Annotated in this window: 11 protein-coding genes; 4 read left to right on the top strand and 7 right to left on the bottom strand. The window is 65.0% G+C overall.

Annotated elements, in window-relative coordinates; genetic code table 11:
* Positions 1-5: 5 nt before the first annotated feature.
* Entirely contained in the window at positions 6-593 is a 588-nt protein-coding gene (locus PX52LOC_RS02560; protein WP_149108612.1) for a 2OG-Fe(II) oxygenase, read from the bottom strand.
* A gap of 126 nt (positions 594-719) precedes the next feature.
* Here PX52LOC_RS02560 and PX52LOC_RS02565 point away from each other — a divergent pair, with 126 nt between their 5' ends.
* Positions 720-1,352 carry a hypothetical protein gene (locus PX52LOC_RS02565; RefSeq protein ID WP_149108613.1) on the top strand — a complete coding sequence of 211 codons (633 nt, stop codon included), beginning with the start codon at positions 720-722 and terminating at the stop codon, positions 1,350-1,352.
* Between the two features lie 25 nt (positions 1,353-1,377).
* Here the strand turns inward: PX52LOC_RS02565 and PX52LOC_RS02570 are convergent, their stop codons facing one another.
* From PX52LOC_RS02570 to PX52LOC_RS02580, 3 genes are all read right to left on the bottom strand, one after another.
* A complete protein-coding gene (locus PX52LOC_RS02570; protein ID WP_149108614.1) occupies positions 1,378-4,419 on the bottom strand; it encodes a PQQ-dependent sugar dehydrogenase in 3,042 nt (1,013 codons plus the stop codon).
* Between the two features lie 102 nt (positions 4,420-4,521).
* On the bottom strand, positions 4,522-5,277 hold the full coding sequence (locus tag PX52LOC_RS02575) for an ABC transporter ATP-binding protein (RefSeq protein WP_149108615.1): 756 nt from the start codon (positions 5,275-5,277) through the stop codon (positions 4,522-4,524).
* A 6-nt stretch (positions 5,278-5,283) separates the two neighbouring features.
* Positions 5,284-6,171 carry a hypothetical protein gene (locus tag PX52LOC_RS02580; protein WP_149108616.1) on the bottom strand — a complete coding sequence of 296 codons (888 nt, stop codon included), beginning with the start codon at positions 6,169-6,171 and terminating at the stop codon, positions 5,284-5,286.
* A gap of 125 nt (positions 6,172-6,296) precedes the next feature.
* On the opposite strand from PX52LOC_RS02580, the gene PX52LOC_RS02585 reads away from it, so the two are divergent.
* Positions 6,297-8,828 (top strand): WD40 repeat domain-containing protein, encoded by a 2,532-nt coding sequence (locus PX52LOC_RS02585; RefSeq protein WP_168218769.1) that lies wholly within the window; start codon positions 6,297-6,299, stop codon positions 8,826-8,828.
* A gap of 80 nt (positions 8,829-8,908) precedes the next feature.
* Complete coding sequence (locus PX52LOC_RS02590; protein WP_149108618.1) at positions 8,909-10,072, top strand: hypothetical protein; 1,164 nt, start codon at positions 8,909-8,911, stop codon at positions 10,070-10,072.
* Between the two features lie 4 nt (positions 10,073-10,076).
* Here the strand turns inward: PX52LOC_RS02590 and PX52LOC_RS02595 are convergent, their stop codons facing one another.
* Complete coding sequence (locus PX52LOC_RS02595) at positions 10,077-11,072, bottom strand: DUF1559 domain-containing protein (protein ID WP_168218770.1); 996 nt, start codon at positions 11,070-11,072, stop codon at positions 10,077-10,079.
* 216 nt (positions 11,073-11,288) lie between these two features.
* Between PX52LOC_RS02595 and PX52LOC_RS02600 the strand changes: the two genes are divergently transcribed.
* The gene (locus tag PX52LOC_RS02600) at positions 11,289-13,541 is read left to right on the top strand and encodes a spermine/spermidine synthase domain-containing protein (protein ID WP_149108620.1); all 2,253 of its coding nucleotides are present in this window, start codon (positions 11,289-11,291) and stop codon (positions 13,539-13,541) included.
* A 225-nt stretch (positions 13,542-13,766) separates the two neighbouring features.
* Here the strand turns inward: PX52LOC_RS02600 and PX52LOC_RS02605 are convergent, their stop codons facing one another.
* Both PX52LOC_RS02605 and PX52LOC_RS02610 read right to left on the bottom strand, forming a co-directional pair.
* Positions 13,767-14,144 carry a DUF4198 domain-containing protein gene (locus tag PX52LOC_RS02605; protein ID WP_149108621.1) on the bottom strand — a complete coding sequence of 126 codons (378 nt, stop codon included), beginning with the start codon at positions 14,142-14,144 and terminating at the stop codon, positions 13,767-13,769.
* 37 nt (positions 14,145-14,181) lie between these two features.
* The gene (locus PX52LOC_RS02610) at positions 14,182-15,186 is read right to left on the bottom strand and encodes a DUF1559 domain-containing protein (protein WP_149108622.1); all 1,005 of its coding nucleotides are present in this window, start codon (positions 15,184-15,186) and stop codon (positions 14,182-14,184) included.
* Between the last annotated feature and the right edge of the window lie 195 nt (positions 15,187-15,381).

The following is a 15,381-nucleotide window of genomic DNA, read 5'->3' on the forward strand; positions in this document are numbered from 1 at the left end:
CGGGGTTACGACGCGCGGTACATGACATCGGTCCGCAGGACGTACTTCGTGCCGGCCAGCACCATTGCCCCGGTGTGGAGAATCCGGTGTCGGAAGACGAGCGCCTTCCCCATCGTTGGCGTCACGCGAAGGACGGGATCGTCCATGCGAATGCCACCAGATCGCGACAGATTGAAAAGCGTCTCGCCGCCGGTGCAGCCGTCGTTTAGGTAAATCATGAATGTGAGGTGACTCATCTCACCGTTGTCGCGGTAGAACCGCCCGTCGAGGTGCCAGTCGAACTTCTGCCCCGGCGTATAGCGGTAGTAACGGAATCGCTCGTTCAAGCCGCACGGGATGGACCCATCGATATTCGCCGGCAGGAACGGCAGCAACCGCTCGAACAACTCGGCCGCGAGCTTCGTGTCGTCGACCATGACGCGGTCGTTGTTGCGAACGTCCTTCGCGATGATTGCCCCGCGGGAAGTCGTGATCGGCGCGTCGCCGTACCCGGCCGCCTCGCTGGCGTTGATGTAATACTGGCACTCGTCCGGCGTCAGAAAATCGTGCAGGACGAAGATGTTGTCTCCGTCCAAGTCTTCGCGTCGCGGCATGATGGAACCTCCGGAGAGACGGACACCGATTCGGTCGAAAGGTGATCGGTTCGCGGACTTCGGGTTGCCAGATTCCTGCGGCCGACGGTATGGCTCCGTCCCACCATCCTCGTGTCGGAGACGCCCGTGCTCAATCCCAAACTCTCACTGGCGGCCTTCACCGCGGTGCTGGGGCTGGCCGTTCTCGCACTTCCACGGACGGAACTGGACCCGCAAGAGGTGGCCCGACGCCGGCTCTTGAAACAGCATCTGGCCGCAATCGACGAACAAGTTCGACTGAATCACATGCTGATCGCAAGCGGGACGTGGGATCCGAACACGTTTTTCAACATCATGCAAGTCGTACGGAATCGGAACGCCGTGATGAAAGAACTCTACGGCGAGACACCGCAACTTCTCCGCGAATATGAGGCAGTTTACCTCGAAGTTTCCCAACTTCAACGGATGATGTTAGACCGGCTTGAAAGCGGTCAGGTCCGCAGGAGCGAGTGTTGGTGCTGCTATGTTCTTTCTCCCTTCACGATCGAATTGAGAGAACTCAAGGCCAAACTTGGTGTGGGGCAAGGTTTTGAAGAGTCGATCTCAAGAGAAACCATCGAGCGGTACAATCGCTTGAAGTATCCCGTCACAACGATGACCGCGACCGTAGCCGTTCCGACCGTTCCAATGACGAGTAACCGTACGATCGCCTCGCCGAATTCCAACGTCGAAACTCCAAAGTTGTCATTGCCCAATCTCAACGTGTTGCCGGAGAAGTGACCTCTCACCGGCCGCGTCATAACGTTCACTTCTTCATCGCCTCGATCCACTCCTTCAGCATTGCCACGCCGCGTTCGTCCACGCAGGTGCTCGACAGTGGCGGCATCTGGTGCGGGCCGCGCAAACTCGCCCGCTTTAGCAGTACCGATCGTTCCGGGTGGCCGGGGGCGATCAGTTTCGCGTCGGCGAAGTCGAACGTGTGGTGCAGTGGCTTCACGTCGAGAATCCGCATCTTGTCGAGGGCCGTGGTAAACTCCAATTCCATCGCCGCGTTGCCGCCGCCGGCCTCGACGTGGCACGACGAGCAGTTCGCGTGCAACCACGACTTCGCGCGGGCCGTCAGGTCTTGCTTCGCGTCGTAAGGGTCCACGAGTTTGCGGAACGCGGCCGGGCTCTGGTGCAGCAAACTCGACCCCTTCGGCTGTCGTTGGTTCGGCTGTTGGCCGTGAACCGCGACGAAGTCGTCGAGTTCCTTCCCCTTCAAGCCCTTCGCCTCGCCCCATTCGCGGGGCTTGCCGCGGGCCTCGCTTACACCGTCGTACTTCAGCAAGCCGAGGTGCTCCCACTCGCGGAGTTGATTGCTGGTGCAGGTGCCGTAGTCGTGCGACTTGTTCATCTGCACTTCGCACAAGCCGAGGACGAAGTTCGCCGCGCGGCTGTGGCAGACCATGCACTCGGAGCGGCTCGGGTAGTGCCAGACCTGCTTCCGCTCGCCGGCCGCGGTCTTCACCGTGAACTCCTTGTCCAACCCACCGCCGCCGACCAATTCCGCGTCGGTGCCGGCGTCGTTCCAGAGGTACGAGTAGCCGGCCCATTCGGTGCCCTGCTTCGTGAAGAAGCGCGTCTCCACCCACTTGCGGCTCGCTGCGTTGCCCTCCTCGCGTTCCAGCGCGAAGCTCTTGACGATTACCGTGCGGTCGGGGAAGTTCCAGCCGTTCTTGCGTGTGAACTCGACCTGTTCCGCGGACGGAATCGCGACGAACCGCTCCTTGTGCAACCCGTCCGACCAGAACGGGGCGTTCACGGAATAGGGAATCACGCCCGGCTTCATCGCGTGCGTCGGCACGTCGGCGAACAGGCCGCTCTCGCTGAGTTTGCGGGGAAAGTTCGACGGCTGCGCGTCGAGGTTCGGCACGAGCGTGTAGAAGCCGCCCTCGCTCTTGCCGCGGTGGTCGCAGATGAGCAGTTCGCCGCGGGTGTTCACGCCGAAGGCGGTGATCTGCAACCGCGGCGTGGCGAGTTCCTTGTGCAGCGTCGCCTTCGTGCCGTCGTGCGTCATGCCCCAGACGCGGCCGGTCGAGTAGTCGCCGTAGAGGTAGACGCCGTTGAGTTCCGGCAGTTGCGTGCCGTAGTAAACGACGCCGCCGGTGAGCGAGCGGAACTCGGCGTGACTGTGTTCGATCGCCGGCTTCGTCAATGGCGTGCCGTTCGTCTTGCGATCGTAGAACGGGTGGCTGCCCTCGGTGACGCTCCAGCCGTAGTTGTCCCGCGGGCGAACGAGATAGGCCGTCTCCCACAAGTCCTGGCCGTTGTTGCCGACCCAGATGTCACCGGTCTTCGCGTCGCAGGCGATCCGCCACGGGTTGCGCATCCCGGTCGCCCACGTCTCTGGGGCGAACTGCCTTTCCTTCAGGAACGGGTTGTCCTTCGGGATCGCGTAAGGCTTGCCGTTCTCCTCGTGGTCCACGTCGATGCGCAGCACCTTCGCCAGCAGCGTGTCGGTACTCTGCCCCATCACATCGCGGTCGGAGTCGGCCGTGCCGTCGCCGCTGGTGACGTACATCATGCCGTCCACCCCGAAGCAGACGGCCACGCCGTTGTGCCCGTCAGACTCCCACTCGATGATCGTCTTCGCGCTCTTCGGGTCGAGCGTGTACGGCGGCTTCGTGCTCATCGTGTACCGCGTGATGCGGCTGAACTTGCTCTTTCGCACGCCCTTGCCGGGGCCGTTCCAGCCGAGGTAGACGGAACCGTTCTCGGCGAACTTCGGGTGGAAACAAAAGTCGGTCGCGATGCTGTCCTTCGGCGTGTCGAACAGCTTCACGGCGTCGGCCGTCTTCACGGCGGGATCGTCCTTCACCCGCCAGAGGTGCGTGCCGGCGTAAGGCCCGTCCTCACCGATGTACATGAGTTGATCGCTGCCGGGGATCGGCTTCACCATGATCGGGAAGTTCGGCGAGAAGTCCGGGTAGACGCGCACGGCCTTGTACGGCAGCGGCGGGTCCGGCGAGCCGACCACGGTGGAACTCGTCACCGGGACGCGCTTCGCGAGCCCGTAGGGCATCGCCGTCGTCGCGTCCGGGCCGACGAAGGTAATCGGCGTGTAGTCGTCAATCTGGTGGAAGGACGACCCGAGCTTCTTCTCCTTGATCGCGGCCGTCGTACTGAATTCAGGCTGCTTCCAGTCCTTGTGGTAGTCGCACCGACACAGCGAGAACGTCCACTCTTCGCCCGGCGTCGGCCGACCACCGGCCCGCAGGAAGTCGGCCCAGGGGATGCGGCCCTCCACGCTCCAGCCGGCGTCAACGTCATCACGCTTGTCCAGCGTGCCGCGGAGTTTCACCTTCGATTCCAGGTGGAAGTCGCCGGTCTTGATCTGCTTGCCGAGGGTCGCTTGGTCGTACTTCGGGAAGAAGGCGTCGAGCGTCGCGTTGGCCGCGTTCACCTCAAACTCGAAGTATCCGGCGTGCAGCTTCGACGGCCGGAAGAACAGTTCGAAGGCGTCCGTCTCCCAGACCTTGCCGTCGTGTTCGGTCACGTCGGCGAACAGGTCGGCGTCGTCCATCTCGGCGAAGAAGTACATGTACTCGCGGTCCCACAGCAGCTTCGCGCGGGTCGCTTCCTTCGCCGGGCGGTCGTCCTTGCCGAGCCACGGCAGGCGGAACGAGTCGATAACTTGGGCGTGCTTCCAGGCGTCTTCGCTCGCTTCGCCATCGAGAGTGATCGGCGCGTCGGCCCACCGACATTCGTACTTCGCCGGGCGGTCCTCCTTCGCACTCGACGGGAAGCTCACGGCCGCGAGGCCGATCAGCACGACGACGGGGGCGAAGCGCAGCAGTGAGTGCATGGGCCGATCCGAGGTGGTGGGCGAGAGGTGAATCTATCATAGGCGGCCGACGATGCTTCTGCCTTTTGGAACCCGGAGCGGAAGCGATGGGGTGGAGGGCCTTCACCCCATCGCTTCCGCTCCGGGTTCCAAACTCGGCGACTCCTCGGTGATCTTCATGAACACGTCTTCCAGCGTGCCGTCGGAGTTCGCCTTCTTGCGGAGGCCGTCCACGGTATCGCACGCGATCAGGCGGCCGTTGTGGATCACGCCGACGCGGTCGGCCAACTCCTGCGCGATGTCGAGCGTGTGCGTGGACAGAAAGACCGTCGTGCCGCCCTTCGCCAGTTGCCGGAGCAACACCTTCAGTTCGCGGATGCTCTTCGGGTCCAACCCTACCGTCGGCTCGTCGGCGATCAGCAACTTCGGCTCATGCAAAAGAGCCGCCGCGAAGACGGTCCGCTGCCGCATGCCGTGGGAGTAGCGTTCGGTCAGCGTGTCGAGGAACTCGTCGAGGTGGAATTGTTGCCGGACCCGCTCCATGCGTTCCTTTGCGTGGTCCGGGTCCATCGCGTACAGGTCAGCCGTGAACTGCAGGAACTCGCGGCCGGTCAGCTTCTCGTACAGAAACGGCTGGTCCGGGACGTAGCTGACGAGTTTGCGGGACTCGTCGCCGTGGGTAGTCACGTCGAACCCGCCGACGCGGACGGTGCCGGTGGTGGGGAACAAGAGGCCGCACAGCATCTTGATCGTCGTCGTCTTGCCCGCGCCGTTCGGCCCGAGGAACGCGAATAGTTCGCCGTCCGGGATGGCCAGGTTCAAGTCCTCGACCGCCACCTTGTTGCCGTAGCGCTTCGAGACGTTCGCAATGTCGATCATGGTGTCCTACTCCTCGCGCTCCAGGCGCATCGTCTCGCCTTCCAGTTTCGCCACCTGCTGCATCACCGAGCCGTCGCTGACCCGCACCCACACCGTCGTCGTGCCGTGCTCCCCGCGGACTTCGATCACCCAACAGTCGTACTCGCTCCGTTTGAGTTTCAGCACTTCCGGCCGGTCGCCGACGGTCGCGATCATCGCCGGCCGTTCCGCCGGCTCGCTGCCGGTCAACAGCGACGTGCCCATCTTCTTGAGGATCGTGTCCTTGAGTCCGGCAATCGCCTCGCCCATGGGGTTCACTTCGTAGATGAGCCACCGCATTCCCGGCCGCACGCCGCGGAGGCGGTTCACCGGCTGGAGCGGGTTAAGCGCCTGCCCGTCGGGAACCGGCGTCGGCTTTAGCGGCCCCTCGACCGAGTCGAACCCCTCGGCCACGAGTTTATAACTACCGGTGAGCGTGCCGTCCTTCACGACGCCCTCGGTGGTGGCGGTGCCGCCGTTCGAGAAGAGGACAGTCTTGACGGCGAAGGTGGCGCTCATCGTCTGCGCCCGCAGCCGGCCCACCCGGTCGAGCGTGGTGCTCATGTCGTAGGTGGGAATGTTGAACGCGACGCCCAAGAGATCGACGGCGAGATCACCGCGGTACTTGGTGACGAACCGGAAGCCGTCCGTGGAGGCGTCGTAGCTCATCTGCGTGCTGACTTTGCCGACGCGGGTGTCGCCGCGGTACAACTCCCACCGCACCGGCAGGGCTTGCGTTGCTTCGTCGGACAGGTCGATCCACGCGGTCGGGGCCGTGTCCGCGAACAGGTGCGGCCATACGTCGCGGTAGCCGACGTAGCCGACGGTGCAGAGCCAGAAGATGAGAATGAGGACCACGCCCCGACGGGTCGGCATGACAGCTCCGGGTTGTCGCGAGTGGTCCGCCCATGATATGTGTAGACTCGGCGGGCAGACGTACCAGAGAATACACCTCAGAACCCGAAAAGGTTTCAGGCCGGCCAACCCCGAGGGCCACGCCCATGCGTTTCCACCTCGCACTCCTGCTAACACTGATGGTCGGACCGCTGTCCGCCGCCGACCCGGTCGTGTTCGGCCACTCGACGCACTTCCGCACGTCGCCGAATAGTACGATCGTCGAACTGACCTTCAGCCCGGACGGCAAGACCGTCCTCGCCGGCCACACGCAACGCCTCGGCATCACCGCCTGGGACGCCGCCACCGGCAACCGGAAGTGGACCGCCGACCTGAACCGCGAACTGAGCGAGAGCGGCCGCCTCAGCATGGTCGTGCCGATGCACTTGCTGGCAGTCGGCACGGAGGTCGTCACGCTAGAAGCGGCCGCGGATGGAAAGTTCCGGGTCGTGCGATTCGACCTGGAAACCGGCCGGCGGACGGGGGAGTTGGCGTTGCCGTCCCACGGCCGTGTCGAGGAGTTCCGCTTCTCGCCGGACGGCAGGCGGTTGGCTTATCACGAAGGCGAGACGTGCTTCATCATCGACGCGAAGACCGGGCGGGACGTGTGGGCGTTGCCAATCGGCCGCGATTCCGCGTTCAAACGGAGCATCGCATTCGCCCCGGACGGCAACACGCTTTCGGTCGCCGGGGTGGATCGCTTTGAAACCTACAATCTTCGTTCTGGCGGGTCGATCGCGAAATCTGACATCTTAAACGACACCGATTTAGGTGGGAACTGGGCACTGGAATACTCACCTAATGGTAAATGGCTGATGGCCCAGAAAACAGAAGAAGGAATGGGATCAGCCTGGATTTTTGAAGGTGCGACCAAACTCCACCGTCCCCTCGGGCGGTCCATCTTGAAAGGCCGTGCAACCTTCTCACCCGATTCCGCGAAAATACTGGCGGCGACCCCTCAGCACGATGATTACAAGTTCCACGACCGCAATCACGGGATGGTCGGTTGCTACGATTTCCAGTTTCAGCAGCCTCGGCTGAAACGAGATTGGCTGTGTGAAATACCCCGACATGCTCGCTGCATCACCTACTCGCCCGACGGCAAGACCATCGCGGTTGCCACGAAGAACGCGATCACGCTCCTCGACGCCACCGGCAATCGTCTGCCGCAATCGGCCGACCGTGTCGGCGGCTTCACAGTCACGCAGAGTTCGCGACCGGGTGAAGTCGTCACGCTCGCAGACGACATCGAGACGTGGGACGTGCGAACCGGGATGCGCACGCGCATCCTGCCCGCTCCGGCGGCCCGCGGCCGGTGGGCGGCGCTGTCGCTCGGCGGCCGATTCGCCGCCTGGGAAGTGCCGAACGACGCGGGAGCGACGCTGGAACTCTGGGACGTGCCCGCAGAGAAGAAAATTGCCGGCCCGGTACCGTGCGGTATGTTCACGGCGTTCCGCGGCCTCACGACCGACGGCCGCGTGATGTCCATCGGCCCCGGCGACGAGCGGGATTCCCGCATTCTGCGAATGTCTCACCCTGCGGCCCTCGCGAACGTGAAGCCGTTGGCCTACAGTCCCGCCTACCCGACACCGATCACCGAGGCCGTTGTGTCGGCCGACACGCGGACGGTCGTGGTCCAACACGGCCCCGTTCCGGGCTTGACCGGTGACACCGATCTCATGCACCGCGTGCAACTGCACTGGCACGACACAGCCGGCCGCAAAATCGGCGAGACAGATTGGTCCTGGTGCGACACGCCGCCGATCTTGGCCGTGAGCGCCGACGGCGGACTTGTTGCGCTCAGCGACATAAAACCGATCACGAACATGGCCGGCGACGTGATCCGCACCGAACACGGCGTAAACCTCTTCGCCGTTCGTCCCGGCGGCGGGCAGAAGCCGGCGTTCCGGTTCGTCATTCCGCGAAAACCGCGGCTGATGGCCTTCTCGCCGGACGCCCGCACGGTGGCGATTGTCTTCGAGGGAGGAACCACCGGCTACCGTGCCGCGCTTTACGAAACGTCCTCGGGCATTCTGCGGCAGGATTACGCCCTGCCGGACGTGGGGCAGGCTCTCGCCTTCACGCCGGACGGGTCGCACCTCGTCGTGGCCACCGCCGACGGGCCGGGCGTGGCCTTCGACCTGTGGGCCACCCGCGAACCATTCGACGCCGCGAAGAGTTGGGCAAAGTTGTTCGGCCCCGATGGGGAACAAGCGTTCGCCGCGATGCGGACGATGGTCGCGAACCCTGATGCGAGCGTGGCGTTGTTGCGCGACAAGGTGAAGCCGTTGCCGATCGTTGGAGAGATGCAACTCGCAGCATGGCTGGCCGCCCTCGAAGCCCCCGCGTTTGCCGACCGCGAGTCGGCCATGAAGGAACTGCGCGAGGTGTTGATCGACTTCCGCGGTATCCTCGAAGCCGAGTTGAAGACCACGCCGTCCGTTGAAGCCCGCGAGCGGTTGGAGAAGATCTTGAAGCAGTCCGACGCGGTCGGCGGCGAGTTGCTGCGGCAGTACCGGGCGGTCGAAGTCCTCGCCCGCATCGGCTCGCCGGAATCGCGGGCAGTTTTGGCCCACGTCGCGACCGGCGACCCGTCCCGCCGCCTGAACGCGATGGCGAAGAAGGCCGTGGCGAAGTAGGGCCATTTCGCCTTGCCCCGGCCCCGCAGCCTGCGGTACCCTCCGGCCTAGAATGTGAGAACGCCCTGAGGGAACCATTCATGAGCGAGTCGAAAGTGCGCCTGCGGGCCGAACTGCTGGAAGCCCGCGACGTGCCGGCGGGGCCGACAATCTTCGCCGTCGGCGGCGGGCCGGGGGGATCGCCCCGCGTAGAAGTCTTCAGCACGACGACCGGCGTGAAAGTCGCCGACTTCCTGGCGTTCGAGAACACCTTCACGGGCGGCGTGACCACGGCCATCGGCGACGTGAACGGGGACAACGTGTCCGACCTGATCGTCGGGGCGAGCGTGGGCGGCGGGCCGCGGGTCAAGGTGATCGACGGCCGGTTCTTCACCACGACGGGCGGGACGTTCACCGACGGGTCGGGGCAGATCAACGACGCGGCCGTGCTCGCCGACTTCTTCGCCTTCGAAAGCACGCAGCGCGGCGGCACCAACGTGGCGACCGGCAGCTTTATCGGCGCGAACAACGCCGACCTCGTCATCGGGGCCGGGCCGGGCGGCGGGCCGCGGGTCCGCATCCTCGACGGCGCGCAAATCACCGCCCAGGGGCGGGCGTTCACGAGCAACAACGTCAACGACACGGTCGCGAACTTCTTCGCCTTCGAGCCGTCGTTCCGCAACGGCATCACCGTGGCGGCCAGCCCCTCGCCGCTCGGCGGGCTGGCGTTCTCCGACCTCGTCGTGGCCCCCGGCATCGGCGGCGGGCCGCGGGTTCGCGTCCTCGCCGGCGGCCCGATCGCGGCGAAGCAACTGCTGTACACGAGCAACGACCTGGGCGACACGCGGGCCGACTTCTTCGCGTTCGACCCGAACCTCCGCACCGGCCTGTACGTCGCGGCGGCCGACTACAACCGCGACGGGTTCGTCGACGTGGCCGTGGGCACCGGCCCCGGCGTGACGGCCACTTACGCGGTCTACAACGGGGCAACGATCTCGGCGGGGAACTTCACCGGCCTCGGCTTGAACGACGTGCTCTACAGCTTCTCGTACGCCGGGTACACGAACGGCGTCACGGTCGGGGCGGCCGTGATCCTCAACAGTGTCAACAACGGGTACCTGCTCACCGGCATCGGTGGGCAAGGCGTCGTCGGGCAGGTGGAGGTGTCGCAACTCACCGCGGGGTCCGGCTTCATCACGCGGCAGACGGTGTACAACCTCGCGTTCGACCCGAACTTCCTGGGCGGCGTGTTCGTCAGCGTGTGACCTTTCAGTCCACGGCCGCCACTTCCCCGCCGGCCCGCGTGCTGAGGGCTTGCAGCGTCGCGAGCGGCAGCGTGTCCTTCCAGAACGGCACGCTGCCGTCCACCAGGGCGAAGTTCGCCCCGCCGGTGTGCCGACTGCCATAGGCCGACACCCGCCTCGCCCAGGCGTCGGACATGCCGTTCCAGTCGGTGGGCGGGATCGGGTTCGGGCCGTACGCCGCCGGGTCGTACTTGCTCGGGTAGCCGGCGTTAATGCTGCCCATTGCAGCGCACGTCACGTTCGCGATCGCCCACTGCGACGGCGGGGCCGACCAGAACATGTACCCGTCCAACCCCTGAAGCGGCGGCGTCGGCGCGGGCATGATGTTCGCTTGCAGCCACGAGTTCATCGCCCCGTCCTGCGTCACCCGCTCGCCGAAGAGGATCGTGTTCGACGTGCCGTCCTGCACGTCGGTCTGCCGCACGGCCGCCCGGTTCGCCGTCGGCTTTCCGCTCGGCCCCGTTTCGAAGAACATGCCATCGACCTTCGCATCGGACGAAGGGAACGACCGCGTGCCCCCATTGCCGGCGTAAGTGGATCGGCCGGCCGTGACTGACCCACCGGACGCAGGGTTGGCCTGGATCGGTTCGGCGGGGCATACGAACAACCCGAGAGGCGCGGCCCCGGGGGCCGTCGGACTGGCGTTGTTTGTGATCGGGCTGGTGAAGTTCCAGGCAGAGTAGAGCGGTTGCTGTTCCAGGTACGGCAGCAGTTCGACGAACAGCGACGTGTACCGACCGTTGCGGGCGGGGTGGGCCAACCCCGGCGGGAACTCGCCGAGCGTCGTCTCGTAGGCACTCGCGGCCAGGGCCATCTGCTTGAGATTGTTGGAACACTTGATCCGCGCCGCCGCCGCTCGCACCTTCTGCACGGCCGGCAGGAGTAGACCGATGAGGATCGCGATGATGGCGATCACCACCAACAACTCGATGAGCGTAAACGCGCGGCGTGTGCGGGTCATGGAGAGACTCCTGGCATGCCGCCATCTTACCAGCGATGACCGGGCGGTCGCGGAACTTCCTCTCCATTCAGATCGAGAAGCGAGGCAGCTTTTAGCGGTTGTGCCGGCAGAGTTTAGTAGTGGCGACTTTTCTTCCTGTTCCGCGAGAACTTGTTCTACGGTGTTCATCAACGGCACAGTCGCTGTTGCGTAAGGCCCCACCGCGAGCTTGCGATCATGGAATTGTTGACGGACACTCAATCCCCATCTCTCACCACAACGCCGATGCCGCGGGGCGTGTCGAAACCGGCGACCGGGAAGACGTTCGAACTCTTCCTGATTAGCGTGGTCGGGCTGTTCCTGGAACTGATGCTCATCCGCTGGGTCACGACGGAAATCCGCATCTTCGCGTACCTCCAAAACACGGTCCTCGTGGTCTGCTTCCTCGGCCTCGGCATGGGCTGCTGGGACTGCCGGAAGGTCTTCGCCCTGCGGAACGTGCTCGTGCCGCTCTCGGTCCTCGCGGGCTTGCTGGCGTTCCCGCCGACGCGCATCGGCCTGGGGAAAGCGATCACGGATTTGCTCAGCGGCTCGACCGGCCTGACGATCTGGAGCGGCGACGAGATGTCCGGCGTGGCCGCCGTCGTGGGCGGGGCGATCGGTCTCGGAATCACGCTCCTGTTGATGCGACTCCTGTGGGCGATCTTCGTTCCGGTCGGGCAGTTGCTCGGGTCGTTACTCGCCGACCACCCGCGGACGCTCTGGGCGTACTCTGTGAACGTGGCCGGCAGCCTCGTCGGCATCTGGCTGTTCGTCGCGTGCAGCGCCTTCGGCCTACCGCCGGTGGCGTGGTTCGGCGTCTTCGCCCTCGGCGCGGCGTACTGGGTCGGGTCCGGTGGGAAATCGAAAGTGACGGACGCCCTACTCCTGACCTTCGTCGTCGGTTGCGGCTTGCTGGCCGGGTACGAACCGGGCTGGCAGGAAACGCGGTGGTCGCCGTACCAGAAACTCGCCGTGTTCGACTACCAAAAGCCCGAACCGACCGTCTGGGCCAAGTTCGGCGGCGAGCGACTGCCGCACCTGGCGGACATCGGCACCTATATGATCGGCGTGAACAACGTCGGCTACCAATCCACCATCGACCTCCGCCCCGCGGTCGTCGCAGCCAACCCGGACTCGTACCCGCCGGAACAACGCGGGTTCTCGCAGTACGACGTGCCGCCGAAATTGCACCCGCACCCGAAGACGGCCCTCGTGGTCGGGGCGGGGTCGGGCAACGACGTGGCCGGCATGCTCCGCAACGGCATCGAGCGGGTCGTGGCCGTCGAGATCGACCCGCAAATCATCGCCTTCGGCCGCCGGTTGCACCCGGAGAAGCCCTACGACGACCCGCGGGTCGTGGTCGTCAACGACGACGCCCGGTCGTACTTCGCGACGACGCAGGAGAAGTTCGACGTGATCGCGTTCGGCCTTCTCGACTCGCACACGACGACGGCCATGACGAACGCCCGCCTCGACCACTACGTTTACACGCTCGAAAGCCTCACGCACGCGAAAACGCTCCTGAACCCCGGCGGCGTCGCGCTGCTGAGCTTCGAGGCGCAGAAGCCGTACATCGTGGACCGCATGGCCCGCACCCTGACCGCCGCGTTCGGCCGCGAGCCGATGACGTTCCGCGTGCCGACCAACGGCTTCGGGTGGGGCGGCGTGATGTTCGTCGCCGGCGATCAAGAGGCGGCGAAGGCGCAAGTCGCGGCCGACCCGCGCTTCACGACGTTGATGGCCGCGTGGCAGGCGGACATGCCCGCCCGGTCGGCGACGGCAACCGAGATGGCGACGGACGACTGGCCGTACATCTACCTGGAACACCGGCAGATTCCGCCGCTCTACTTCCTGCTGGCCCTGGCCCTCGGCGTGTTGTTCTGGCTCGGCCTCCGCGAGCGGACGGCCCCACACATCCTCCGCGGCTGGGAGCGGTCGCAGACGCACTTCTTCCTGTTGGGGGCGGCGTTCATGCTGCTGGAAGTGCAGAACATCAGCAAGGCGGCCGTGGTGCTGGGGAACACCTGGGTCGTGAGCGCGGTCATCATCTCCGGCATCCTAATCATGATCCTGCTGGCGAACGCGCTGGCCGGGTGGGCGAAAAAGCTGCCGGCCGGCCCGGTCTACGCGGCCCTCATCGGGACGTGTCTGGGCCTGTACTTCCTCGACCTGTCGCAGTTCGGCTTCCTCCCGTACTGGCAGAAGGCGGCCGTGGTCGGCCTGCTGACCAGCCTGCCGATGCTGTTCAGCGGCATCGTCTTCATGCGATCGTTCGAGAAGGCCGAGCGGAAAGACGAGGCCCTCGGGGCGAACCTCTTCGGCTCACTCGCTGGCGGGTTGTTGCAGACGGTGACCTTCGTGACCGGGATCAAGGCACTCCTGCTGATCGTGGCCGGCCTGTACCTGCTCGCGGTGTTGGCGAAGCCGCGAGCGAAGGCGAAGGCGTAAGGCAGTAGACTCGCGGCGAATGAGCGGACGTTGTCGTTCCGGGCTTGCCCCCGACGTCCGCCGTGTTCGTTACAGGGTCACCCTTTCCTCTTCTCCAACTCTCGCTTGAGGGCTTCCAGACCGTCTCGGATCGCTTCAGGACGACGATGTGCGTGGCTGGACCACGGGGCTACGGACGGCCCCGATGGTGGTTGCGCGACACGAGGCCGCGCAACAGAGTCACTGCTACTTCTTCAGGTCGAAGTCGGCCTTGTCCGTTCCCCCGGAGGGAACGTCGCAACTCAATTCGGTTTTGACGTTGTACTTGGCCGGCACAACTTCACGGGCGGCCGATTCGGGGTTCTTGGGGTCGGCCGACTGGGTCAGGCTGATCGACACCTTGTGCTTGCCGACGGCCGCCCCCGGCTTGTCCCCAACCACGGTCTTCAGGGTGTACCGGCCCTGGGCGTCGGTCTTCCCGTAGGAACTGCCGACGCTGTCCTTGTCCCCCTGCGGGGCGAACGTGACGGCCGCCCCTTCGAGCGGCTTGCCGTCCAGCGTCACCACCCCGGACACGTTCGCCGCCGACCCACCGCACCCGGCGGCCGCGGCCAGAAGGCACACGGCCCATAAACTCGTTCGTCGCACGCGATCCCCCCGGTTAGTAGTCAGCGGCGACGACTTCGCCGCCGGCGATCGTGCAAAGGGCCGGGAACACGGTGACGGCGTCGATGGTCGTGCGGATGGACTTGGTCGAACCGTCGCCGGCGAGGAAGTTGATGACGCCGGTGTGCTGACTGCCGAAACTCCGCTTGCACGGGTTGTCGCCACCGGTCCCGCCCACGGCGACGCACTTGTCGTAGTCGCCCAGCAGCGTCCGGGCCTGGCCGCTGGCCGACCCCATGCTGTACGACGTGTACGCCCGCGCCCAGAACGTCGCCCGCCGCTCGTGGGTCGCCGTCGTGTACTCGCCCACCATGAACGTGTTCGACGTGCCGTCCTGAATGGCCAGCATCGTTTCCCCTTTCAGCCCGAGGGCACGGCTCTGAACGTGGATCGGCCCCTTCAGGTTCCCGGCCGGCGTCGCCCCGTCGTACGTGTCCCACCACTTGTTGTTGGTCACGTCGCCGACCCCACACACGGCCCGGTACGAGCCGGTCATGAACATCCGCCCGGCCGGGTCGTCGCCCGCCTTCGACTCCGGCTCCAGGATCTTGTTCGCGTTGATGTCGCTCGGGCAAACGTGCAACGGGAGGTACTGCTGGACGAACCCCTGGGAGGCGTTCGCGTCGTTGTAATCGTCCGGCGGCAGGCCCACGCAGTTGTTCCGCGTTACGGCCTGGATCTTCGCGCTCAGCGCCCCTTGCTCCACGAACGGAAGGACGGCGATGGCCCAGTTCGAGTGCTGCCGTTGGCCGATTGTCGGCGTCTGCTGCGTCAGGTCGAGGATCGACCCGTGCGGGAGCGTGCCGTTGGCGTCGTGGTAGCCGTGAATGGCCAGGCCGAGTTGCTTCAAGTTGTTGACACACTTGATCCGGGCGGCGGCCTCGCGGACCTTCTGCACAGCCGGGAGGAGCAACCCAATGAGGATGGCAATGATGGCAATGACGACGAGCAGTTCAATCAATGTGAACGCACGCCGGCCGCGGGGGAGGCGGATGGTCATGAAAACCTCGATAAAAGAGATGCCGACTCAGGGCGGAAAAGATGTGCTGCTGAGTCGTCATTTATGAGAGTACCGAAGGCCGGCCTTGGAACGCAAGTAACAATTTCTCAGATTTCTATCATTACTGGTCGGTCAGAGCTTCGGACAAGATCGGGTGATCAGGGAACTCGGCGAGACACTGCCGGCGGTTCGCGA

It is taken from the genome of Limnoglobus roseus (assembly GCF_008254045.1).
Lineage (GTDB): Bacteria > Planctomycetota > Planctomycetia > Gemmatales > Gemmataceae > Limnoglobus > Limnoglobus roseus.

Excerpts from the sequence above, each read along its gene's own strand:
- PX52LOC_RS02590 (WP_149108618.1), top strand. The coding sequence starts at position 8,909 with ATGAGCGAGTCGAAAGTGCGCCTGCGGGCCGAACTGCTGGAAGCCCGC.
- PX52LOC_RS02595 (WP_168218770.1), bottom strand. The coding sequence starts at position 11,072 with ATGACCCGCACACGCCGCGCGTTTACGCTCATCGAGTTGTTGGTGGTG.
- PX52LOC_RS02600 (WP_149108620.1), top strand. The coding sequence starts at position 11,289 with ATGGAATTGTTGACGGACACTCAATCCCCATCTCTCACCACAACGCCG.
- PX52LOC_RS02585 (WP_168218769.1), top strand. The coding sequence starts at position 6,297 with ATGCGTTTCCACCTCGCACTCCTGCTAACACTGATGGTCGGACCGCTG.
- PX52LOC_RS02560 (WP_149108612.1), bottom strand. The coding sequence starts at position 593 with ATGCCGCGACGCGAAGACTTGGACGGAGACAACATCTTCGTCCTGCAC.
- PX52LOC_RS02575 (WP_149108615.1), bottom strand. The coding sequence starts at position 5,277 with ATGATCGACATTGCGAACGTCTCGAAGCGCTACGGCAACAAGGTGGCG.
- PX52LOC_RS02570 (WP_149108614.1), bottom strand. The coding sequence starts at position 4,419 with ATGCACTCACTGCTGCGCTTCGCCCCCGTCGTCGTGCTGATCGGCCTC.
- PX52LOC_RS02580 (WP_149108616.1), bottom strand. The coding sequence starts at position 6,171 with ATGCCGACCCGTCGGGGCGTGGTCCTCATTCTCATCTTCTGGCTCTGC.
- PX52LOC_RS02610 (WP_149108622.1), bottom strand. The coding sequence starts at position 15,186 with ATGACCATCCGCCTCCCCCGCGGCCGGCGTGCGTTCACATTGATTGAA.